The following is a 23233-nucleotide window of genomic DNA, read 5'->3' as shown; positions in this document are numbered from 1 at the left end:
ACTCTTTCCTTCGGACAAGTGCTTACTGTTTACGAAAAAGCAGCAACCAAGTCATTCCAGGGGTTTTGGTGTTTGGAAATGAACCTTATTTAAGTGCCATCACGAATTCAAAAGGGCAGATTGACCTCGCTATTTTTTCTGAACAAGCAGAAATACATTTTCAGCTTTTAGGGTTTGAATCTGTATCTTTTTCAGTGGAAGATTTAAAAACTCAGACTATCAAGTTTTTTTAAGTCCCGGGTTAATACAGATGGAACAAGCAATCGTGACAGGTAGTAGATGGCGTCAAAGTAACCAAGATATTCCAGGCAAAATCACAGTTCTTAATAAGGATAACTTCCAATTGCGGTCCCCTTCCACTACCGCAGACTGGATAGGCAGCAATGGAGACGTTTTCATCCAAAAAATCAACAGGGCGGTGGTAGTCCCATGATCAGAGGTTTCTCTGCCAATCGTCTACTTTATGCCGTAGATGGAGTCCGGGTAAATACAGCCATATTTCGAGGCGGAAATCTCCATAATGTCATTTCTATAGACCCCTTGGCCATCCAAAATACCGAAGTGCTATTTGGTCCGGGCTCAGTCATGTTTGGAAGCGATGCGTTGGGAGGTGTCATGGCATTTGAAACATTGAAACCTAACTTTTCTGATTCTGGTCTTTCCATCAATGGAAATCTATTTGGCCGATTTGCCTCCTCCAATCATGAAAAGACATTTCATGGGGACATTTCTCTTGCGACAGAAAAATGGGCATTTTTAACCAGTGTATCCCATTTTGATTATGGGGATTTAAAAATGGGTAAACATGGCCCAGATGATTATTCAAGATCATGGTATGTCATTCCTTCAGCCGATGGGGATCTTGTTTTAGAAAACCCTGATCCATTAATTCAGAAAACAAGCGGGTATACCCAACTTAATTTAATGCAAAAAATCAGCTTTAATCCCTCCCATAAAACGGATTGGGAATATGGCTTTCATTACTCCCGTTGTCTTTCAGATATTCCTCGATATGATCGTTTAATTCAAGGTTCATTGGATAAGCCCAGGTATGCGATATGGAATTACGGCCCTCAAGTATGGATGATGAACCAATTGACGCTGAACCAGCTTGGAAATGGAAAGCTCTACGATCAAATGAGCATCAAATTGGCCCAACAATACTTCGAAGAAAGTCGCATCAACAGAAGGTTTAATAACTCCGGTTTATTTGACCGGGTTGAAAAAGTAAATGCATGGTCTCTGAATGCCGATTGGGTAAAAACATCAACCAAGAAAGCTTCTTAAGCTATGGAGTTGAAACGGTATACAATGGTGTAGCATCCACAGGAGTTGAAACCAACATTCAATCAGGAGAAACTATGTCTGCTTCTGCAAGGTACCCGACATCAGAATGGACGTCTTTGGCAGCTTATGGAACCTACCATGCACACCTTTCGGAAAAATTAAAACTTCAAACAGGGCTTCGTTACAATCAGGTTTTTCTTTCTGCGGACTTTGCTTCCAATGCAGCATTCTTCCCTCTCCCTTATCAAAAAACAAGTAACAATAACGGTGCTCTCACCGGTCTTTTGGGGTTAATTCTGAACCCTTCTTCTACCTGGACGGTTTCCCCTCAGGTATCCACTGGATTCAGAGCGCCGAATGTAGATGACCTTGGTAAATTTTTTGATTCGGAGCCAGGTGCAATCATAGTTCCAAACCCAGACTTAAAGCCAGAATACGTTTACAATGCCGAAATCAACCTCAATAAGCATTGGGGAAACTTCCTGAAAATTGACGCCTCTGTCTTTTATACTTACCTAGATCATGCTATGGTTAGAAGACCCTTTCAATTGAATGGACAAGACAGCATACCCTATGAAGGCGTGCCAAGTAAGGTTTTAGCGATTCAAAACGCTGCATCTGCCAAGATCTTTGGTATGCAGGCAGGTGTAGAATGGTCTCCTTCTCAAAACTGGCTAGTTTATTCAAAAATCAATTGGCAAAAAGGAAAAGAGGAGTTGGATGATGAAAGTACAAGCCCCTCCAGACATGCTGCTCCGTTATTTGGATTAACCCGATTGACCTATTCCAAAAACAAATTGAAAATTGAGTTTAGCACCATGTATAGCGGAGAAGTTGCATTTGAAGATATGCCAATGGATGAAATTGGAAAACCACATTTGTATGCATCAGATGAAAATGGCAACCCCTACTCTCCTTCCTGGACCACCTTCAATCTTCAGGGGACTTACCAACTTCTGAAATCCTTGGATCTCATGGCAGGAATTGAAAATATAGGAGATAAACGATATAGACCCTATAGTTCAGGTTTAGCGGCATCGGGAAGGAATTTTACCCTGTCTTTAAAAGCTTCTTTTTAAACTTATCCCATTGAAAATTTCCCATTTCCATTGAATTATAGATCTTTGATGATAATTCAACACAGAGGAAATGGGAACTTCTTTAAAAATTCCATCACGACCCTTCTTGTATTTTTGGTGTTGGCACTTTTGCCAATTTCCTGTGATGTGGTTTGTACAAATCCCTGTGGCTGTGGCCCTGCACCTCAAGTCAGAAGTTTTAATATCATTTCTTTTTCATCCGCAAGCTACAACTCAAATGGAGTTGAGGTATCCGATGAGCTTTTCCTACCTTATAATGAAGTTTATAAATCCATAAAAGTCGAGGAATTTGAATTTGTTTCCGAGGCCGCCCAAGTCTCCAAAGGCGCTTTTCCAGGACTGGTATATGCCTGTTCACCTGTTCCTCCTAAATCGACGAATGCATTGTTGTATTTGGAAATTTACAATTCCAATGAGGTGACACTTGGAGATGGAACTGTACTCCAAGTTGGCGAAATCCTCAATGATTATTTCGAAATAAGTTCTGATTTCACCGTTAGTCCAAAAAACATAGAAGATTTTTTCACCGAAAAACAAGAAATATACAGTTACGAACCCTTCAAACTTTACTTTACAAAAAACCCTGAAAAAGAGACAGTTATCACTTTCAGTGTTCGATTTTTTTTAGAAAACCAAGTAGAAAAAGTGTTAAATGAAGTCGTTTTAAGTATTAAGTAGGTTCACCCTTCGAAAAACTGACAAAAATCTTATTTATTTTTCTTTAGATTCATTCCAAATAGTTCTATTTTTGCGACATGGGTTATCACCCACTAAAACCTATGCATATTACCGCTGATACCATGACCGAATCCAGATCTGCTATTATTAGACAGATCTCCGCTTCACCGCTCAAAATTAATTTGATGGAACTTGGCTTTCTGCCCGGTAAAACCATAACCTTAAATCACGCAGCTCCTATGGGAGGACCCATGGCTTTCCAAATGGACGAAACCCTTTTGGCGCTCAGAAAATCTGAAGCGGCCTTGATTGAGGTTCAATTGCTATAACATTCATGTCTGAGTCAACTATTCGATCTACCACTCGAACTCCAAAAATAGCCTTAATAGGCAATCCTAATGTTGGAAAATCTACGATTTTCAACCAATTAACTGGTTTAAACCAAAAAATAGGCAACTATCCTGGAGTTACAGTTGACAAGAAAACCGGGTGGATGAATTATGAAGGTGCTACCTACGAAATTTTAGATCTTCCAGGTACCTACAGCCTTTATCCCAATTCCGAGGACGAAATTATTGCTCATCGAGTATTAAACCATATTGACAAAGAGAAAAGACCAGACTATGTGTTGATGGTCATAGATTCTTGTCAACTTTCAAGAGGATTATTTTTAGCTACCCAACTCATTGATTTGGGAGTTCAACTTGCAATCATATTGAACATGGCTGACTTAGCAGCTAAGAAAACCCGAAATCCGAAGTTATGAGATTTACAAATCTCTGGGAGTTCCTATTCTTAGCACAGATGCCAGGGGAATTAAAGGCCTTGAACAAATCAAGACCTTAATTCATGAGAAGAATTTCAGTGTAGACTCCTCTTACCTCGATATTTCTGAAGTAATTCCCCAGTCTTTAATTCAGCCAATTAAAGAGAAGTTTGATCTTAAAAATGACTATCGAGCTTATCAAATGCTTCGATTTGGTCCGAAAGACCGTTCCATCAATCCAGAAGATCGACTTTGGATTCAATCTTTGATTGCAGACCAAAAATTTGACCTTGAAAGTGCTCAGCTGGAAGAGACCACCTTGCGTTATAGAAAGATCACCAGTCTAGTAGAATCCTGTGTGGTTAAAAAAGAAGCAAAAAAACCTGCTTCGACTCTGGATAAAATTTTTCTACACCCTGTGTTTGGGTACGCGATCTTCATTGGCATTCTCCTGTTGATTTTCCAAACCATTTTCACTTGGGCTTCTGTCCCCATGGACTTGATCGATGGTTTATTTGCAGAAATCAGCGGGTGGGTAAACAGCGTTCTCCCTCCTGGCCCATTGACTAGTTTAATCTCAGAAGGGATCGTACCAGGGATTGGAGGAGTAGTCATCTTTATTCCCCAGATCGCCTTGTTATTTGGCTTTCTGGCAATTCTTGAGGATACAGGATACATGTCCCGTGTGGTATTCTTGATGGATAGATGGATGCGTCCATTTGGCCTACATGGCAAAAGTATAGTTCCACTTGTTTCGGGGTTGCATGCGCCATCCCTGGAGTAATGGCTGCTCGAAACATTGGAAATTGGAAGGAGAAAATCATCACGATTTTGGTAACTCCACTGATGAGTTGCTCTGCTCGGTTACCAGTTTACATTATCCTAATCGGATTGGTAGTGCCCAATGAAAACTTTGGGTTCATTAACCTTCAGGCCCTTACCCTTTTGGGACTTTATCTTTTGGGAATTTTGGGCGTTTTGGTTACTGCATTTTCTCTGAAATTGATTCTTAAATCTGAAGAGAAAAGCTTCTTGATGGTGGAATTACCAACCTATAGAACCCCTCGTTGGAAAGATGTACTACTTACCATGTACAACAAATCCAGAACCTTTGTCACGGAGGCTGGTAAGGTAATCTTGGCAATTTCTGTGGTCCTTTGGGTCTTAGCATCTTATGGACCTCCTTCCAAAATGGATGAAATCAGGACAGCTGGTGAAGAACGATTAGCACAAGCTCCAGAAGACCAACATGAGTTGATTGAATCAGAAATTTCTTCTCAACTGCTAGAGAGTTCCTTCATTGGAATTATGGGAAGGGAATTGAGCCGGTCATCAAACCTTTAGGCTATGATTGGAAAATTGGAATTGCCCTGATCACTTCCTTCGCTGCAAGAGAAGTCTTCGTATCCACTATTGCCACCATTTATAGTATTGGAGCGGATGTGGAAGATGAATTAACCATCCGGGAAAAGCTAAACCAGCAAATCAACCCGGCCACAGGAGACAAAGTATTCAATAAGGCAACTGCCTTTTCTTTAATGGTATTCTATGTATTTGCGATGCAATGTATGAGTACTGTTGCCGTGGTATACAGAGAAACCAAAGGTTGGAAATGGCCGTTAATTCAAACAGTGTATATGACTGTTTTGGCATACGTAGCCGCCCTAGTCACTTATAATATCTTTTCATAATATGGTACAGGAACTATTGGTTGGATTATTAGTGGTAGGAGCCCTCTTCTTTTTGGGAAGAAAATTCTTTGGAAAAACCAAAAAAGAGCCGGGCTGTGAAAAGTGCGCCAAAAACTAAACCCTTTCTTTCTTCGCCCAATTTTTAAGTTTTTTTGATACTTTTAAGCTCATGGGCAAAATAGCCAAGCAGAGTATTCAAACAGCACTTTTCTCATACATTGGAGTAGTCATCGGCTATTTTAATGTGTTATGGTTATTTCCGTATGCATTGGAAGCATCCCAATTAGGAACATTCCGAACCATTCAGGATTTAGGCTTATTGTTTGTTCCTTTTGCCCAGTTGGGCTTGGGACATGGGATTACCCGTTATTTTCCGAAGCTCAAATCAAATCATTCCGCTTTCCTAAGCTTTAGCATTCTGCTTGCGTTAGGTGGTTTCTTTTTAGTTTGCTCCTTATTCCTCCTTTTCAAAACTCAACTCATTGCCTTATTCGCAACCAATTCCCCGCAGGTAATCGACTTCCTGCAAGTGGTGTTATTGATCACGCTCTTCTCCCTTTTGAGTAGCATTTTTGACTCCTATGCCCGGTCTTATTTAAAAGTAGCAGTACCCACTTTTTTAGGGAAGTATTTTTAAGATTACTAACTGGAATCTTAGTAGGAACCTATTTTCTAGGTTGGATAGGATTTGAGTTTGTGATGTATGGACTCGTATTGGTATATGGGATTTCCACCTCAGGAGTATTGATTTATTTGCTCTGGCTAGGTGTTTTGAAGTTTGATTTTCGATGGAGCAATTTTCCAAAGGGATTTAGAAGTTCATTTCTAAGATTTAGTCTAATCACTTTTTGGCTACTGCAGCATCTACCCTCATCATGAAAATTGACAGCATCATGGTTAGCTCCATGGTGAGTTTGGAAGCGAATGCTATTTACACCATTGCATTTAGTATGGCTTTGGTGATAGAACTACCCAGAAGGGCCATTTCGCAGGTCGTCATGCCAGTGATCGCAGCCCATTTCACCAAAGGTAATTTTCAAGAAATTAATCTTCTCTACAAACAAGTTTCCAACCGACAGTTATACATCTGCCTCATATTGTTTATAGGGATTTGGGCCAATATTGACAGTTTATATTTTTTGATCCCGAATAAAGAAATTTATGAGGCTGGAAAGTATGTGGTGTTCCTTATTGGTTTGGGAAAACTATTTGACGTAGTATTTTCAGTCAATAGCGAGGTGCTGGTTTTTTCAAAATATTACAGATTCAATTTAGTGGCCACCATCCTCATGAGTATGACCATTATTGGACTTAATTATTGGTTGATCCCGATTTATGGTATTGAAGGTGCTGCAATTGCCTCTGCCTTGGTCATGCTTCTGTTTAATTTGGTGAAATATATCTTCCTAAAAATCAAACTACAATTTGATCCTTTCTCGTTAGAAACGCTTAAGATATTGGCAGTGGGAATAGCGGCCTATCTTCCGATGTATTTCCTAAAATTTGGACAAGGACCGATGTTGGAGATGGTCTTGACTTCAGGATGTGTATTGATTGGGTATCTGTTTTTTTCCTTTGTGTTTGGAGCAGGAAAAGAGGAATGGAGATGGATCCTAGAGAAAATGAAAAATAAAAAGTCCGGATCTTAGAGTGTTACAAACCTCCTAGTAGACAAGATTTGAGCTGCCTTGAAACCGCAAACTTCCACTGTTATCCTGACTCCGAAGAGACGAGGCCCCGTCCTGAAATTCAGAACAGAGGTGAGGCCTGTTTTTGGAGAGGGCTTCACTCGGTGATTTTGTTAATTGTGAAGTTTGAACATGTCGACGACCCGGACCGCTACAAATATACGGGATAAAAATGGGGAGGTTTAAATGAATCGGTTTTAATTCCCGAAACAATTGACAAACGGTAGTTTAAATTTTCTTTATTTTTTCAAAATTAGTTCTCTTCGAACCTAACAATCATATACTTGTGTACCGCCACAAGCATTTTTAAAATTGAAATAATGAAAATTTCAAAATTTTATTCTATAATTTCATTACACATTCTTTTGAAACCAACTAAATTTGTACTCTCAAAACCTTTTGGAGAATTATGTATCTGATAAAAAAGTTAATCGTCTGTCTTGATCAAAGTCCATTGGATCAAACGTTGGTTCAATACGCAGAATTTATCTCGAAAGTCAATCAGACCAAGAAAATTTATTTTGTGAATGTCATTAAGAACCTTACTGTTCCAAAAGAAGTCCTAGAAGAGTTCCCAAATCTTGTTGAAAACATGATCAATGAGAGAAAGGAAGCGATGGAAGCAGTCGTGAAAGAAAACTACAAGGATACCAAAGGGGTATCATTCAGTTATGTAGTAAAAGAAGGTTCTCTCTCCAAGAAAATCCTTAAGCTCGCAGAAGAGAAATCTGCGGATATGATTATTATAGGTAGAAAAATTAATCTACCAGGTACAGGGGTTGCGTCACTTAGACTGGCAAGAAGGGCAAGTTGTTCACTCCTGATTATTCCAGAAGGATCCCTCCCCAAATTAACCAAGCTTTTGGTGCCCAGTGATTTCTCAGAATACTCTAAGGATGCACTGGAAGAAGCCATAATGGTAGCCGATAAATTCGGAAAAGATAATCTGGAGATTATTTGCCAAAACGTATATTCAGTTCCTTCAGGCTATCATTATACAGGGAAGACATATGAAGAATTCTCCCAAATCATGCAGCTGCATGCTGAAATAAACTACAAGAAATTCATCAGAAAAATAGATACCAAAGGGATTAAGATCACTCCGATTTATACCAAGGATGACAATGATGACCCTGTGGAAGAAATCGTATCCAAGGCCCTGGAAATCAAAGCTGATGGCATCATCATCGGGGCTAAAGGAAGGACTGCTGCTACTGCCCTATTTATAGGAAGTATGGCCGAAAGATTAATCCAGTACAACGATAGTATGCCTCTTTTGGTGACAAGACCGAAAGGGAAAAATGCTGGAATTCTTGACTACATATTAGAAATCTAACATTCAAACCAACTTCTTTTTTAAACCTTCAGTAAGAAAAATCTACAACGATCTTGCTGGAGGTTTTTTTGTGAATAGCAGTTTAAAAACTAATTTTTGATATTCTATTAAACCTCGCTCGGCTTTTAGGGTCAAAGTCTTAATGATGAATACTAAAGATCAGGAAATCCTACATTTGATTCAAAGCCCTGTAAGCAGGGATATGGGTTTCCGGCAATTGATCCAGACGTATCAGAAAAAGGTATACCATGTCATCCGAAGAATGGTTTTGATTCATGAAGACGCGGATGATTTAACCCAAAACACCTTTATCAAGGCCTTACATCATATTGATAAATTTCAGGGACAATCGAGTCTATTCACCTGGCTTTATAGAATTGCAACCAATGAAACGTTGACATTTTTAGATAAGAAAAAAAGCGTTTTTTCTTATCTATGGATGATTATCAAGAAAAAATAGAATCCTATTTGAGCCACCCAGATCATTTTGATGGGGATCAAATACAGATGAAATTACAACGGGCAATGCAATCCCTCCCTGAAAAGCAACGACTGGTTTTCCAACTAAAAAACCAGGAAGATTTGACCTATGATCAAATCGCTGAAATAACCGGGACCAGCATAGGAGCTTTAAAAGCTAGCTACCACCATGCGGTAAAAAATTGAACAAAGCGTATTAGAAGAATAAACCATTGACCCAATTTTAAGTCTAATAATTAGTATGCAAACACTGCCAAAAATAAAAGATTTAAAGTCACCTGATGGATACTTTGAAAAGCTTCCAGATCAGATCTTATGGAAAGCCAACAAAAAGGAAAGTGATCCTTGGATGAAATGGGCTGCTTCTGTGATCTTGATCGCAGGGTTAGGAGTCTGGCAATACTCTAAAATGGATGCTACTTCAGAACAATTGATCATGGAGCAGGAAATCGATCTTTATATCGATAGTCAGTATTGGTCGGCAGAAGATGTACTCAGTATGTCAGACAACCCAGAGGAGATATTAAATGAAATTATTCAAGATGAAAATCCATTTATAGAGGATGCTTCATCCGAGCAGGAAGAAATCTGGTATTAAACATGAAAAAATATACACTAGTCCTATTATTCACCTTATTAGTTGGAGCTGTCTATGCCCAGAGAGGTGGAGAACGATATGATCCCGAGAAATTAAAAGCTGCAAAGGTGGCCTTTATTACCACGCGCTTGGATTTGAATTCAGAGCAAGCTGAAAAGTTTTGGCCCATCTACAATGAATTCAGTGATAAAAGAGAAGCCATGATTCGTCAAATGGCTGAACTTAATGATCGGAGAGATCAGCCGATCTCAGAGGAGGAGGCAAAAAGCAGAGTAGAGAAGCGATTTGAGCTTCAACAACAATTACTCAACGAAGAGAAAAAATTCGTGAGTAAGGCTTCCTCAGTCATCAGTTACAATCAACTATTTCTATTGAATGGTCTTTCAAGGGATTTTGCCCGGCATATATACCAAAGACAAAGACGGGAAGGACGATAAATAAAATAGCCCCAAACTAACAAGATGTAGGTTTGGGGCTTTTTATTGGAAGGATTACTTTTCCTTATTTTTCAGAAGGTCTCTAATTTCCTCTAGCAATACTTCAGATTTTGGAGGTGCTGGTGGCGGAGGTGGCGGTGCTGCAGCTTCTTTCTTTTTCATGTTGTTAATGGCTTTCACTGCCAGAAAAATCACAAAAGCAATGATGGTAAAGTCCACTACATTTTGAATAAAAGCTCCGTAATTTAAAGTGACAGCTGCAGTAACTACTTCCCCTGCATCATCTACGACCGCTTCTTTCAAAACAACAGCCAAATTCTTGAAATTGACCCCTCCTATCATCAAGCCTATCGGAGGCATGACAATATCATTTACAAAAGAGGTAACGATCTTTCCAAAGGCACCACCTATGATGACTGCAACGGCCAGATCGACCACATTGCCTTTGACGGCAAAGTCTTTGAATTCTTTAAGCATTCCCATATATAAAAGGTTAATGGTTGATAATTAGACTGAATATTTTAATTATTCTCCTTGTAAACAAGTACTTGAATAAAATACTAATCACTTTTTTTATTAGACCATCTTCTTTTCGGTGCATACTTATACAAAAATGGAACCTGCTACCCCATTTTTTCATTAACATTGCAGCTTAGTAAATCAAGATATGAAGTCACCCATTGCAGCCAAAAAGCCAGAGATTTTAGAAACTCATGGTCACCAACGAATAGACAATTACTTTTGGATGAGAGAACGGGAAAATCCAGCAGTAATTGAATACCTGAATGAGGAAAATGCCTTTCTAAAAGAAAACCTGAAGCATACAGAAGAATTTCAAAAAGCGCTTTTTGAAGAAATCAAAGGAAGGATCAAGGAAGATGATCAAAGTGTACCCTATTTTAAATCCGGATATTATTGGTATGCCCGATATGAAAAAGGGTCTGAATACCCCATCTATTGCAGAAAAGCCACTTCTTTAGATCATCCAGAAGAGATTCTATTGGATGTCAATAAACTTGCTGAAGGCAAGAGCTTCTACCAAGTGGGTGGCACCTCCAGTTCTCCAAACCAGCACCTATTGGCCTTTGCCGCAGATGAGGTAGGAAGAAGAATTTATACCATTTATTTCAAGGACCTAAGTACCGGTGAACTCCTCGAAGATACCATTCCCCATGTGACTGGAAACTTAACTTGGGCCTCAGATAATCAAACCATCTTCTACTCCAAGCAAGATCCAGAAACCCTACGTGCCCATCAAATATACCGACATGTTCTTGGCACTCCTGTAGAAGAGGATCGACTAGTATTTGAGGAAACAGACGAAGAGTTTTCTTGCCATGTAGTCAGTACCAAATCCGAAGAATACATCTTTATTCATTCAGAAAGCACCATTTCCTCTGAAATTCGATTTATTAAATCGGATCAGCCAAATGGAGATTTTCAATTACTGCAACCACGGATCCCACACCTGGAATACGCTGCAGATCATTATGACGATTATTTTTGGATCAGAACCAATGATCAAGCACAAAACTTCAAGGTGGTAAAAGCCCCCATCTCCTCTCCCTCTATAGAACATTGGGAAGATGTAATTCCCCATCGGGAGCATGTGCTATTGGAAGACTTCGAGTTATTTTCTCATTACCTGGTCACTCAGGAAAGAAGCAATGGCTTAGTACAGATAATGATAAAACCTTGGGATGGGAGTCCTGGACATCAGCTTGAATTTGACGATGAAACGTATACTGCCTGGATCAGTACCAATCCCGAATTCAACACGGAAACGCTCAGATTTGGATATAACTCCCTGGTATCCCCTTCAAGCATTTACGATTATCACATGGCTTTGCAGACTAAAACGCTTTTGAAGCAACAAGAAGTAGTCGGAGGCTATGACCAAAGCCACTATCATTCCGCCAGGATCTGGGCGAAAGCTCCTGATGGAGTCATGGTCCCTATTTCTCTTGTTTATAAAAAAGAGCTTTTAGACCAGACGGATCGAGTCCACTCTTATTGTATGCTTATGGTTCGTATGGTTTTAGTACGGAAGCCTATTTTTCATCTAGCAGATTAAGCCTTTTGGACAGAGGGTTTGTATTTGCGATAGCACACATTAGAGGTGGAGAAGATATGGGACGGCATTGGTACGAAGACGGAAAGATGCTGAAAAAGAAAAATACATTTACCGATTTCATAGCCTGTGCAGAACACCTGATTGAGGAGAAGTATACTTCTACTCCGCATTTATATGCCATGGGAGGAAGTGCGGGAGGTTTATTGATGGGAGCGGTAATGAACATGAGACCGGATCTTTTCCATGGACTCATCGCGAGTGTGCCATTTGTGGATGTGGTCTCTACTATGTTGGATGAAAGTATTCCATTAACTACCGGAGAGTTTCAGGAATGGGGAAATCCGAAAGACAAGGAATATTACGATTACATGCTATCCTATTCTCCTTATGATAATGTTTCGGCAAAAGATTATCCCAATTTATTGGTCACGTCTGGTCTTCATGATAGCCAGGTACAATATTGGGAGCCTACCAAATGGGTGGCAAAACTTCGTGAATTAAAGACCGATAATAACCTGTTGTTATTGCATACCAATATGGATGCTGGACATGGCGGAGCTTCAGGAAGATTTAATGCGCTCAAAGAATTGGCAATGGAATATACATTCCTGTTTCACTTGGAAAAAATTGTGCCTTAACCCTGAGAAAAAGAATTTCAAAAGAAGTCGCTAAAAGTTTAATATTTCACGTTTATTTAATTTCGTCAAAGTTGGAAAAAAGATTTTTTTCTAACTTTGGCTTCAAACCTGTTAATACCTGTACATGAAAATTGCCCTAATCGCCCATGACGGAAAGAAAGCCGACATGGTACATTTTTAAGTAGGTTTCGAGAAAAACTCGAAATGGTTGACGTACAACTTGTTGCTACGGGTACAACGGGATCTCACATCGAAAAATCTGGCTTTAACGTAGAGAAACTGCTATCTGGCCCAATTGGAGGTGATGCCCAAATAGCAGCCATGGCCGCCCAAAAGGAGTTAGATATGGTCATCTTTTTTAGAGACCCATTGGATAAGCATCCCCATGAACCTGATGTACAAATGCTGATGAGAATATGTGACGTGCACAATATTCCTTTGGCTACCAATCCTGCTTCTGCAGAACTAATGTTTAAAAGCCTTTAACCCAAACCTTTAATGGAACCTAAGACTATCAAGAAAATAGGCGTATTGACCTCCGGGGGCGACTCACCTGGAATGAACGCTGCAATAAGAGCTGCTGTAAGGGCAGGTTTTTACTATAACTTGGAGATGTATGGGATTTATCGTGGATACGAAGGTCTCATTCAAAATGACATAAAAAAACTTGATTCCAAATACATCACCCACGTTTTGGAACGAGGAGGCACTTTCTTGAAATCAGCCAGAAGTGCAGAATTCAGAACTCCAGAAGGAAGAAAAAAGCGTATGAGAATATCAAGTCTCATGGAATTGACGCCTTGGTAGTGATTGGTGGAGATGGGTCTTTAACAGGGGCGCACTTGTTTTTCCAAGAATTTGGAATCCCTTCCATTGGATTACCGGGCACGATAGACAATGACCTATCAGGAACGGATTCTACCATTGGTTTCGATACTGCCTGTAATACGGCCATTGAAGCGATTGACAAGATCAGAGATACTGCCACCTCCCATGACCGTCTATTCTTTGTGGAAGTAATGGGTAGAGATGCTGGATTTATTGCCATCAATGCGGGTATTGGTAGTGCTGCTGCCGCTATTTTGATTCCTGAAAAGAAGATGCCAATTGACCATTTGGTGGACAAATTAAAGATTAGATCCAAAGCCAAAAAATCCTCCAACATCGTGATTGTAGCAGAAGGTGGTAAAAGTGGTGGAGCAGGTGAAATCGCTGAAAAAGTAAAGAAATTCCTTCCATCTTATGACATCAAAGTGACCATCCTGGGTCACCTGCAAAGAGGGGGAGCCCCTTCTTCCTTTGACCGTTTGCTTGCATCCAAATTAGGGGTTGCAGCTGTTGAAGGTCTATTGCAAGGCAAATACGATGTCATGGCTGGTTTGATCAATAACAAGGTGGTTTACACGCCAATTAAAAAAGCAATTGTAGACGATAAATCGGTGGATGAGGAAGATTTTAGAATCGCAAAAATTCTTTCTACGTAAATAAATATGATAGGGACTCCAAAAGAGTCCCTTTTATTTTGATAGTACCACTGAGGCGTTTTTGCCAAGACTTAGCTCATTTCCTTTCCACTTTACGCTTCCCAATTCATAAACAACCGTTTGAAAATCATTTGGAATAGGCAATTGAACAGGCTTTTTCCCCACATTGTGAATCACCATTAAATTTTGGTCTCCCAACACCCTATTGAATGCCATGATTGATTTAGGGTAATTTTCTGTGGACTTTTCTAAACTTCCTATAGCCAAGGCTGGAGTAGAATTCCTTAAATGGATAAGTTCCTGATAGTGATGAAAATAACTGGATTCATCTTTCATTTGAATTGCAAGTGGCGTTACCGTTGAATCTGTAGAGTAAATGGGTTTGATCCAAGTTGCTCTTCCCTTATCCTCCGCTTGTCTTTCCCATAAAAATGGCTCTCGTATATGTTCGTCAGGCTTCAAACCCAACATCCCTATTTCCTCTCCATAATACAAGTAAGGAGCTCCTGGCATGCTCATCAAAATAGCGATTGCCTGTTTGTACTTTGCCTGATCTGATTTCAGCTCATTTAAGAGCCTGGGTTGGTCATGGTTGGAAGATATGGTTGCATCAATAAAATCTGAAGTAATACGTTCATAGTAGTCCAACACACTCTTTTCTTTGTCTACCAATAGTTTCCCATCTTCTTTATTCAGGGATTCAATCAAGGTATAATGAAAGTCAAAATTAAATAGGGCCGGCAATCCAGGAAGAAAAGGAGCCACCACCTCTTTTTGATCATACACCTCTCCTACCAAATACAAGTCTGGATTGATTTTGGTCATTTCAGACCTAAATTCTTTCCAGAATTCATGATTGTCTTTTGCCCGCTCATCCGGGTATATATGTTTGGCGGCATCTAGTCGAAAACCATCCACCCCTATTTCTTCCAACCAAAACTTCCCTATTTCAAAATCTCCTTCCTTACTTGTTCATTGTCGAAATTCAAATCCGGCATTCCACCATAAAAAAACCATAATAAAAATCCTCCCCATCTCCTGGATCATGCCACTGCCTGATATTGTCCGAATCCAACGTGACCTTTTTCTTTTCAATAAAGTCCGCGATCGTATCTTTTTGAGCCCAAACATAATAATCCCGATACGGGTTATCCCTGCCTTTTTTGATTCCAAAAACCAAGGATGTTCGCTACTGGTATGGTTGATAATCAAGTCAATCACCACCTTCAAATCCCTTTTATGAGCTTCCTCTAACAAGTTCTTAAAATCCCCTAAAGTCCCGTAATCGGGATGAATTGCCTTATAATCTGTCACATCATACTTATGGTAACTGGGAGAAGGCATGATCGGCATCAGCCAAATCGCATTGGCTCCCAAATCTGAAACATAGTCCAACTTTTGAGTGACCCCATTTAGGTCACCTATCCCATCTCCATTGGTATCAAAAAATGACTGGACAAAGATTTCATAAGTAATCCCTGCTTTTGGCCAATAATTCACAACATTTGGGGGAACTTGGGATTCACAAGATGTAAGTAGGGTTACTCCCATCAAGACGAGGATTATGTTGGATATTTTCATTGGAATAAGACATAAAAAAGTCACTTGAATTGAAGTGACTTTTTTGATGAATTCGATTAATTTCTTCCTACTGCATTTAGCATATCGAAAGCTAGCTCTAATCTTTTCACGAAGTTCTCTTCGCCTTTACGCAACCAATTTCTTGGATCGTAATATTTTTTATTCGGGCTATCAGCTCCTTCAGGATTCCCTAATTGAGTCTGAAGATATCCTTCATTCTTTTTGTAATAAGCAAGAATACCTTCCCAGAATGCCCATTGCATATCGGTATCGATATTCATTTTGATAGAACCATAGGAATTAGCCTCTCTGATTTCTTCTACAGAAGATCCAGAACCACCATGGAACACAAAATTCAATGGCTTACCAGTAGTTCCATATTTCTCATTGATGAAATCCTGAGAATTCTTCAAGATAATAGGCTTTAAACTCACATTACCAGGCTTGTAGACACCGTGAACATTTCCAAATGCCGCAGCGATGGTAAATAAATCACCGATTTTCTTCAGGTTTTCGTAGGCATAAGCCACTTCTTCTGGTTGAGTATAGAGTTTTGAAGAATCTATGTCGGTATTATCCACACCGTCCTCTTCACCACCAGTCACACCCAATTCAATTTCAATCGCCATATCCAGCTTGGCAAACTCTTTAAAGTACTTGCAAGAAATCTCAACGTTTTCTTCCAATGGCTCCTCCGAAAGGTCAAGCATATGTGAACTGAAAAGCGGTCTTTTATGGGTAGCATAGTATGCTTTTCCAGCTTCCAACATCCCGTCGATCCAGGGCAATAATTTTTTCGCAGCGTGATCTGTATGCAAAATGACAGGAACCCCATAAGCCTCAGCCATTTGGTGCACGTGATGAGCCCCGGAAACCCCACCGGCAATACTTGCCTTTTGGCCATCATTGCTTAGTCCTTTACCCGCAAAAAACTGTGCTCCACCATTCGAAAATTGAATGATCACAGGTGAGTTTACCTTTTTTGCTGTTTCCATCACCGCATTCACTGAATTGGTGTTAATTACATTGACAGCAGGCATTGCAAACTCATTCTCTTTGGCGTAAGCATAAAGATCTTTCAGTTCTTCACCGTATTTTACTCCAGGTTTAAATTTCATATCTGAATTAGGTTTGGTTATTTCATAAAAAAGTGTGTTTCCAGCACTTATTTGTCTTCAATCGGCTCAAAGATATAAATACCATCAATAATATCCCTTACATCTAAATCTAAATTGTCATATAGACCGAAGATTCAGCGATTTCCCCATCCCTTCTTTCAAATAGTAAAGTGTTTAAAGCTTCATTTTGAAAAAGAAGAAGGAAAATTCGGTTTTGAATGCGTGAGAAGTATAAACTCTAAAGGGCTGGTTCCATGAACCATGCTTTGATTTTTTCTTCTATAGCAGTAAATACAAGATGGATAGGAGGAGTCAACTTTCTTGAAAAACTGATTTTTGGGGAGACGGTCATTTACACCAAACTATTAGTTGGTTAAAATAATCCTTGCTGGACTTAGTAACCTTTCTATCCAAGACGGGCAAGCCACTCTTGATTAAATTTTCCATTTTTTGATGAGTCGAATCAATTTTAGGGTTGGCTTTTATACTTTTACCGAATCAAATTCTGATCCCCATGAAAACCTTAAGAATCACAGGAGTCCCCGAACACTTTAATCTGCCTTGGAAAAATGTAATCGCTAGACAACCATTTGCCTCCAAAGGGATTGAAGTGACATGGACAGATGAATCCAGAGGATCTGGTCAGATGAACAAAGCCATCCGAAATGGGGAAACAGAGGTAGCCTTAATTCTAACTGAAAGCTTTTTCCAAGATTTTGAAAATGGTAGTCCGGCAAAAATGGTGGGCTTTCATGTAAAGTCACCTTTGGTTTGGGGAATACATATTCATGGAAAATCCCCAATTAACCAATTATCGGAGATTCAGGAACCTTCTTTTTTAATAAGTAGAATGGGTTCCGGTTCCCAATTAATGTCCTATGTTTTGGCAAAAAGGGAAAATTGGGAGAAGGAAAGCCTATCCTTTTCCATTATTGGAAATTTACCTGGAGCATTGGAAGCGATGGTGCCCGAGAAGCCTGAAATGTTTTTATGGGAAAAATATACTACCAAACCATGGGTAGATTCTCATGAATTAAAACGAATTGGAGAAGTTTCAAGCCCTTGGCCATGTTTCGTTATGGTTGCATCCGACGAAGCTTTGGAGGCCTTCGGAGATGTTATACTACAACTCAGGGATTTGGTATATGAAGAATCAGCTCATCTTCAAGAGTCGAAGTCTACGGTTTCGGAAATTGCAGATCAATATGAATTGAATCCGGAAGATGTGAAGCAATGGTTAACCCAAACCGAATGGGCCACCAAAGGAGAAGTTTCTAAGCAGGAACTGCTGAAGGCCATGCAAAACATGGTTGACTTAGGGATATTGAAAAAGGAATTAAGCTTGGGAGATTTCCTTTTTAGCAGAGGTGTTCGAATCTTGGATTAAGTCTCCTTGAGGGATGTCTAAACAAATTCTTGTGCCTTCCCCCTCTTTGCTCTGGATGTAAATTTCGCCCCCATTCATTCGGACAAATTCCTTGCAAAGCTGAAGGCCAAGTCCAGAGCCTTTTTCCTGTTCAGTTCCCTTTTGGGAATCGGTGATTATGTAGTCTTTTCCTAAAATTTCTTTGATTTGGGATGCTTTAATACCAATCCCATGGTCTTGTACACACCATTTTACGAACTGACCTTTCGGTGAAGTAGTAATCTCCACAGTCCCATTCCTTTTTGAGAATTTCACTGCATTGTTTAAAATATTCCTTACCACCACTTCCATCAAATCCTGATCTGCATATACCAACTGGACTTTTTGCATCAAATTAGAAACTACTATTTCCTTTTCTTTGAGCTGAGGTTCGATTAGAGTCAGGTTAGAAGCTACCAAATCATATAAGCTGAAAGGCATTTTTTTAAGCTTAAAACCTTCCATCTGGGCCATGGACCACTTTAAGGTATTGTTCAGGGTAAAGTGAACCGAGTTAATATCTTTATTGAGCACTTTCAACAACTCCTCAAATTCCTCCTTGGTAAGCATTCCTTGAATCAATAAATCAACCACCGACTTCACTTGTCCTATTGGAGCCTTTAAATCATGGCCCAAAATAGAGAACAGTTTATTCTTGGTTTCATTGATTTTTTCAAGCTGAAGTGATTTCGCTTCTAGATCTATATTTTGATCCTTAATCTTTCTTTTTTGCTCCAAAAGGAAATCATTGTATTTCTTAATGTTTCTATTCAATAGGAAGAGCCATATCAAAAGACCTAATATCAATACAATGGCAATGGCAATGATGTAATAATTTCTTCTGATTAACTTTAATCTTTGCGCCTGATTTTCATTTTGCTCCTTTAATAGGTTTAGTTCGGATTTATCCAAATCCTCCTGGAACATCCCTTGAAGGAGCGCAATTCTATCCCTGTTGCCTTTATCCACTAAAGAATCATTTAAAACCACATAGGTACTTTGATGTTGATAGGCATTCCTTATATCCCCCTTTTCTTCATAGACCTGCGCTAAATATTTATGGTTTTTAGCCAACTCATCCAAGAACTTGTTCTCTTCTGAAACCTGGACGCCTTCAAGCAAAACTTTTTCTGCATCACTTAATTTACCTAGTTTCAAATAGGTTGCTCCCAGTCTGTGAGTCACACTTGCTTCGGTGGTTTTCACATGTTGAAGTCTTGCTTCATTGAGCGAATTTTCAAATATAGAAGCGGCACTATCGTAATTCCCGGTAGAATAATAAATATCACCGATGACGCGATTGGCGAATGCAGTCAAGTAAGGTGAGCCTGCCTTTCTATTAACTTCGATGGCATATTTGGCATAATATAATGCTGAATCCAGTTCATTTTTCTGACTGAAATTATAGGCCACATTGTTCAAACTTCGGATCTGAGTATAGAGGTCACCTTCCCTTTTACTTAGCAAGTATGCTTTTTTGAATTGTTCAATTGCCAGATCAAAATTCTGCTGCTCGTAATACAAGGCCCCCATGGAATTAAGAAGCCTCGCTGCGACTTTCATATTATCAACCTGAAGGGCTAACTCATACGCATCCTTTGAGAAATCAAAGGACTTTTGATATTGCCCCCTTCTATAATATATCCATCCGATATTTTCCTTAGCCAGACTTTCACCTGAGATATCTCCAATAGAATGCGCTAATCCTTCTGCTTCTAACGCATAATTAAAAGCGGACTCCTGTTCAGATTCTCTCAAATTGGTAGCGAGCAAGTTTAATGTTTCGACACGGGCTTTCCCCTCCGTATTTTTTAATACCGATTTTAAGCTATCAACATTTACTAATGATTGCGCTTTCCCCTCAAACGATAGTATGAGGACCATCATAAAAAAAAAAAATCTCCTAGCTTCCTTTTCACGCCTGAAATTATCAATCTTGACCCAGTCCTTCAATAAATAACGTGGTAGTCAATTTTACCCAATTTTTTAATTTCCCTATTTCTTCGCTGCCCAAAAATAAAAGAACTCAGAACTTTACCATCAGAATTCTGAAAAAATCATCTAAATAAATACTTTAAACCCCTTGATTTTCAAAGAAATCAAAGCTTATCCCAGTCCCATTCCTTATTGATCTGGCTGATCGAATGGTGTGCAGTTAAATCATACTGACAGGGTACAATGGACACATAATTATTGGCGATAGCCCATTCATCATTATCCTCACCCTTATCAAAATTCACGAAGTTGCCCGCCAACCAAAAGTACTTTCTGCCATTTGGATCATATCGCTCATCAAACTCCTCTTGCCACTTTGCATCCGCTTGCCTACATACTTTTATTCCTTTGATATCTTCATTCCTTTTAGGAGGGAAATTTACATTTAAAGCCACCCCTTTGGAAATTCCATTTTCCAAAACCTGTATGGCTATTTTTTCCACCCATTCCTCCACATGAGAAAAATCGGCATTGGAAGAGTAATCGCACAATGAAAAACCGATGGAAGGAAGTCCCTCTAAGGCCCCTTCAATAGCTGCTGACATGGTTCCGGAATATAAGACTGAAATAGAGGTATTTGAACCATGATTGATCCCACTTACTACCAAATCAGGAGTTCTATCTTTTAAAACATAATGCTTTGCCAGTTTCACACAGTCAGCAGGTGTACCACTGGATTTGTAGGCTTTTACATCTTCAAAGATTTCTTCTTCAGTCAGTCTCAATGTCTCACCAATGGTAATGGCATGCCCCATTCCTGATTGGGGACTGTCTGGCGCTACCACCACTACTTCACCCAACCTTTTCATCACTGATACTAAAACTCGTATTCCTTTGGAAGTGATCCCGTCGTCATTTGAGACAAGAATAAGTGGCTTAGGCATTAGTTTTTATTCAATTCGTTGTAATAGGCAGTAATCCTTAACAAATCCCCTCTCTTGTCATGTTCCAATCTGTTTTTTCTCATAAACAAATCTATTTCATCATCATAACCTGTGAGGTAATTATACAACTCTTTTTCTTCAGGTTGTATTTTTGGATTCTACCATTTTTAAAAAATAATAATTAAAGGCTAATCGGTATCCAGTCATGGTTTGAGGTCCCCAAAATGGGTTCATTCCCATCGCTCCGTATGCCCCCATACTTCTGGAATCTGTTGCAATGTACTCTCTACAAAGTAACGCGATATCATCACCCTGTGTAAGAACTTCAAAGAAGATAGGCGTTTCATAATCTCCATTTAAACTAAATGGGAGACTATAAAAGGTTCTAACACCTCCAAAAATCTCATCATATATTTCAAAGTTTGAGACATTGGATGCGGTCAAAGTTATAATACTCTCGCTTTTTAGTTGAACGAGGTTATTATCCAGATCGTATTTGATAAGTCCTGAAAAGGTCTGCCCGTCAGCCCCGTAAATATTTCCTTTATGCCAAACTTGGGAAGGAAATTGATTTTGAGCCATGACAGTCACAAGGCCAAAGAAAACTAAGCTCAGGGTGAAGATTGCTTTTTTCATTGTTATAGTCATGCCTTATTTAACGTAAATCTAAAATTTGGGTTAGAATTACTTTCTTTTCAAAACTTAATTTAACAACATTTTTATTTTAAAATGTTGTGTCCCATTTTATCTCTCTTGGTTTGTAGGTAACGCTCATTGTGAGGATTTGGTAATATTTCTATAGGGACTTGCTCCACAATTTCCAACCCATAGCCAATCAAACCCACTCTTTTTTGGGGATTATTAGAAATCAGCCGGATTTTACTAATATTTAAATCTCTCAATATTTGAGCTCCAACACCATAATCTCTGCTATCCATAGGGAGGCCTAAGGCCAAATTAGCCTGCACCGTATCCATTCCTTGTTCTTGAAGCTTATACGCCTTCAACTTATTGATCAAGCCGATACCTCTCCCCTCCTGATTCATATATAAAACCACTCCTTTTCCTTCTTTTTCTACCATATCCATGGCAGCATGTAATTGGGGACCACAATCACATCTACAAGAACCGAAAATATCACCTGTTACACAGGAAGAGTGTACCCTGACCAATACTGGTTCATCAGGTTCCCAAGATCCTTTGATCAGGGCCATATGGATTTCTTCTGTATTGGTCTGTTTGAATGCGATTAAATCGAAGTTTCCGAATTCAGTAGGCATTTCCACTCCGATTTCCCGCTTGATTAAGGATTCTTTCTTCAATCGGTACGCAATCAAATCCTTAATTGAAACAAGCTTGAGATTAAATTTTTTGGCAACTTCCACCAAATCATTCAACCTGGCCATGGTACCATCCTCATTCATGATTTCTACCAACACACCAGCTGGAGAAAAACCGGCTAACCTCGCAAAATCAATAGCGGCCTCGGTATGACCTGCTCTTCTTAATACTCCGCCTCGCTTAGCTTTCAATGGGAAAATATGACCTGGCTTACCTAATTCATTCGGATCAATGCTGTCATCTACTAATGCTTTGATGGTTTTTGCACGGTCTGAGGCTGAAATACCTGTGGTACATCCATGACCTATTAAGTCAACTGATACAGTGAAAGGTGTTTCAAATGCAGCTGTGTTTTGGCCCACCATCATATCCAAGCCAAGTTTTTCACATCTATCTTCAATTAGAGGCGCACAGATAAGTCCTCGCCCATGAGTCGCCATAAAATTGACGATCTCTGGAGTAATCTTTTCTGCAGCACATACAAAGTCTCCTTCATTCTCTCTATCCTCATCATCAACGACAATGATTACTTCACCATTTTTGATTGCTTCGATCGCATCTTCAATGGGATCTAATTGATAATTTTCCACAAGATTTGGGTTTGAATTCATATCGGAACTGCAAATTTACACGCTTTCCTAACAAAACAGGT

27 protein-coding genes and 3 pseudogenes are annotated in these 23233 nt (G+C 39.4%); 22 read left to right on the top strand and 8 right to left on the bottom strand.

Annotated features, from left to right (window positions below; all coding sequences use genetic code 11):
* The first annotated feature begins 250 nt into the window (after nt 1-250).
* The 16 genes from V8V91_RS26440 (at nt 251) to V8V91_RS26365 (ending at nt 10061) form a co-directional block, all read left to right on the top strand.
* A complete protein-coding gene (locus tag V8V91_RS26440; RefSeq protein WP_373397994.1) occupies nt 251-433 on the top strand; it encodes a hypothetical protein in 183 nt (60 codons plus the stop codon).
* Entirely contained in the window at nt 430-1287 is an 858-nt protein-coding gene (locus V8V91_RS26435) for a TonB-dependent receptor plug domain-containing protein (protein ID WP_373397993.1), read from the top strand. Before V8V91_RS26440 ends, V8V91_RS26435 begins: the two co-directional genes overlap by 4 nt.
* The gene (locus V8V91_RS26430; protein ID WP_373397992.1) at nt 1236-2366 is read left to right on the top strand and encodes a TonB-dependent receptor; all 1131 of its coding nucleotides are present in this window, start codon (nt 1236-1238) and stop codon (nt 2364-2366) included. The genes V8V91_RS26435 and V8V91_RS26430 overlap by 52 nt, the downstream gene beginning before the upstream one ends.
* Nucleotides 2367-2411: 45 nt before the next feature.
* Complete coding sequence (locus V8V91_RS26425; protein WP_373397991.1) at nt 2412-3065, top strand: hypothetical protein; 654 nt, start codon at nt 2412-2414, stop codon at nt 3063-3065.
* 101 nt (nt 3066-3166) lie between these two features.
* A complete protein-coding gene (locus V8V91_RS26420) occupies nt 3167-3394 on the top strand; it encodes a ferrous iron transport protein A (protein WP_373397990.1) in 228 nt (75 codons plus the stop codon).
* Between the two features lie 5 nt (nt 3395-3399).
* Nucleotides 3400-3831: a FeoB small GTPase domain-containing protein gene (locus V8V91_RS26415; protein ID WP_373397989.1), complete on the top strand. Its 432-nt coding sequence runs from the start codon at nt 3400-3402 to the stop codon at nt 3829-3831.
* Between the two features lie 202 nt (nt 3832-4033).
* Nucleotides 4034-4615, top strand: a complete 582-nt coding sequence (locus V8V91_RS26410; protein ID WP_373397988.1) for a nucleoside recognition domain-containing protein — start codon at nt 4034-4036, stop codon at nt 4613-4615.
* Nucleotides 4615-5175, top strand: a complete 561-nt coding sequence (locus V8V91_RS26405; RefSeq protein WP_373397987.1) for a hypothetical protein — start codon at nt 4615-4617, stop codon at nt 5173-5175. The genes V8V91_RS26410 and V8V91_RS26405 overlap by 1 nt, the downstream gene beginning before the upstream one ends.
* Nucleotides 5094-5522, top strand: a complete 429-nt coding sequence (locus tag V8V91_RS26400; RefSeq protein ID WP_373400820.1) for a nucleoside recognition domain-containing protein — start codon at nt 5094-5096, stop codon at nt 5520-5522. Before V8V91_RS26405 ends, V8V91_RS26400 begins: the two co-directional genes overlap by 82 nt.
* A gap of 169 nt (nt 5523-5691) precedes the next feature.
* Nucleotides 5692-6159, top strand: a complete 468-nt coding sequence (locus tag V8V91_RS26395; RefSeq protein WP_373397986.1) for a hypothetical protein — start codon at nt 5692-5694, stop codon at nt 6157-6159.
* A gap of 211 nt (nt 6160-6370) precedes the next feature.
* A complete protein-coding gene (locus V8V91_RS26390) occupies nt 6371-7171 on the top strand; it encodes a lipopolysaccharide biosynthesis protein (protein WP_373397985.1) in 801 nt (266 codons plus the stop codon).
* A 448-nt stretch (nt 7172-7619) separates the two neighbouring features.
* Entirely contained in the window at nt 7620-8546 is a 927-nt protein-coding gene (locus V8V91_RS26385; RefSeq protein WP_373397984.1) for a universal stress protein, read from the top strand.
* 142 nt (nt 8547-8688) lie between these two features.
* Nucleotides 8689-9006, top strand: a complete 318-nt coding sequence (locus V8V91_RS26380) for an RNA polymerase sigma factor (RefSeq protein ID WP_373397983.1) — start codon at nt 8689-8691, stop codon at nt 9004-9006.
* Nucleotides 8982-9212, top strand: a complete 231-nt coding sequence (locus tag V8V91_RS26375; RefSeq protein WP_373397982.1) for an RNA polymerase sigma factor — start codon at nt 8982-8984, stop codon at nt 9210-9212. Before V8V91_RS26380 ends, V8V91_RS26375 begins: the two co-directional genes overlap by 25 nt.
* A 55-nt stretch (nt 9213-9267) precedes the next feature.
* On the top strand, nt 9268-9624 hold the full coding sequence (locus tag V8V91_RS26370; RefSeq protein WP_373397981.1) for a hypothetical protein: 357 nt from the start codon (nt 9268-9270) through the stop codon (nt 9622-9624).
* Between the two features lie 2 nt (nt 9625-9626).
* Nucleotides 9627-10061 carry a hypothetical protein gene (locus V8V91_RS26365; protein ID WP_373397980.1) on the top strand — a complete coding sequence of 145 codons (435 nt, stop codon included), beginning with the start codon at nt 9627-9629 and terminating at the stop codon, nt 10059-10061.
* A gap of 54 nt (nt 10062-10115) precedes the next feature.
* Here V8V91_RS26365 and mscL read toward each other — a convergent pair whose 3' ends face one another.
* Nucleotides 10116-10544: a large-conductance mechanosensitive channel protein MscL gene (gene mscL / locus V8V91_RS26360; RefSeq protein ID WP_074223661.1), complete on the bottom strand. Its 429-nt coding sequence runs from the start codon at nt 10542-10544 to the stop codon at nt 10116-10118.
* 184 nt (nt 10545-10728) lie between these two features.
* Between mscL and V8V91_RS26355 the strand changes: the two genes are divergently transcribed.
* The 4 genes and pseudogenes from V8V91_RS26355 to pfkA all read left to right on the top strand — a co-directional run bounded on the left by V8V91_RS26355 (nt 10729) and on the right by pfkA (nt 14257).
* Nucleotides 10729-12135 carry a hypothetical protein gene (locus V8V91_RS26355; protein ID WP_373397979.1) on the top strand — a complete coding sequence of 469 codons (1407 nt, stop codon included), beginning with the start codon at nt 10729-10731 and terminating at the stop codon, nt 12133-12135.
* A gap of 5 nt (nt 12136-12140) precedes the next feature.
* Entirely contained in the window at nt 12141-12773 is a 633-nt protein-coding gene (locus tag V8V91_RS26350) for a prolyl oligopeptidase family serine peptidase (RefSeq protein ID WP_373397978.1), read from the top strand.
* Nucleotides 12774-12897: 124 nt separating this feature from the next.
* Nucleotides 12898-13259, top strand: a pseudogene (locus tag V8V91_RS26345) (methylglyoxal synthase).
* A gap of 12 nt (nt 13260-13271) precedes the next feature.
* A pseudogene (gene pfkA, locus V8V91_RS26340) lies at nt 13272-14257 on the top strand (6-phosphofructokinase).
* Between the two features lie 33 nt (nt 14258-14290).
* Here pfkA and V8V91_RS26335 read toward each other — a convergent pair.
* Nucleotides 14291-15838 (bottom strand): annotated as a pseudogene (locus V8V91_RS26335) (alpha-amylase family glycosyl hydrolase).
* Nucleotides 15839-15894: 56 nt separating this feature from the next.
* Entirely contained in the window at nt 15895-16956 is a 1062-nt protein-coding gene (gene fbaA, locus V8V91_RS26330) for a class II fructose-bisphosphate aldolase (RefSeq protein ID WP_074223655.1), read from the bottom strand.
* A gap of 254 nt (nt 16957-17210) precedes the next feature.
* Here fbaA and V8V91_RS26325 point away from each other — a divergent pair, with 254 nt between their 5' ends.
* Entirely contained in the window at nt 17211-17333 is a 123-nt protein-coding gene (locus tag V8V91_RS26325) for a hypothetical protein (RefSeq protein ID WP_373397977.1), read from the top strand.
* Nucleotides 17334-17470: 137 nt separating this feature from the next.
* Nucleotides 17471-18343, top strand: a complete 873-nt coding sequence (locus V8V91_RS26320) for an ABC transporter substrate-binding protein (RefSeq protein WP_373397976.1) — start codon at nt 17471-17473, stop codon at nt 18341-18343.
* Here the strand turns inward: V8V91_RS26320 and V8V91_RS26315 are convergent.
* From V8V91_RS26315 to V8V91_RS26295, 5 genes are all read right to left on the bottom strand, one after another.
* Entirely contained in the window at nt 18293-20248 is a 1956-nt protein-coding gene (locus V8V91_RS26315) for an ATP-binding protein (protein ID WP_373397975.1), read from the bottom strand. The genes V8V91_RS26320 and V8V91_RS26315 overlap by 51 nt on opposite strands.
* Before the next feature lie 212 nt (nt 20249-20460).
* Nucleotides 20461-21240: a 5'/3'-nucleotidase SurE gene (gene surE / locus V8V91_RS26310; protein ID WP_074223652.1), complete on the bottom strand. Its 780-nt coding sequence runs from the start codon at nt 21238-21240 to the stop codon at nt 20461-20463.
* Nucleotides 21240-21368 (bottom strand): hypothetical protein, encoded by a 129-nt coding sequence (locus V8V91_RS26305; protein ID WP_373397974.1) that lies wholly within the window; start codon nt 21366-21368, stop codon nt 21240-21242. Before V8V91_RS26305 ends, surE begins: the two co-directional genes overlap by 1 nt.
* 10 nt (nt 21369-21378) lie before the next feature.
* Nucleotides 21379-21876: a hypothetical protein gene (locus tag V8V91_RS26300; protein ID WP_373397973.1), complete on the bottom strand. Its 498-nt coding sequence runs from the start codon at nt 21874-21876 to the stop codon at nt 21379-21381.
* Between the two features lie 83 nt (nt 21877-21959).
* Entirely contained in the window at nt 21960-23192 is a 1233-nt protein-coding gene (locus tag V8V91_RS26295; protein WP_373397972.1) for a bifunctional 3,4-dihydroxy-2-butanone-4-phosphate synthase/GTP cyclohydrolase II, read from the bottom strand.
* Nucleotides 23193-23233: the final 41 nt, after the last annotated feature.

This window comes from Algoriphagus halophilus (assembly GCF_041729275.1).
GTDB lineage: Bacteria > Bacteroidota > Bacteroidia > Cytophagales > Cyclobacteriaceae > Algoriphagus > Algoriphagus halophilus_A.
The sequence above is the reverse complement of the archived record's forward strand: the minus strand, read 5'-3'. Positions and strand labels throughout refer to the sequence as shown.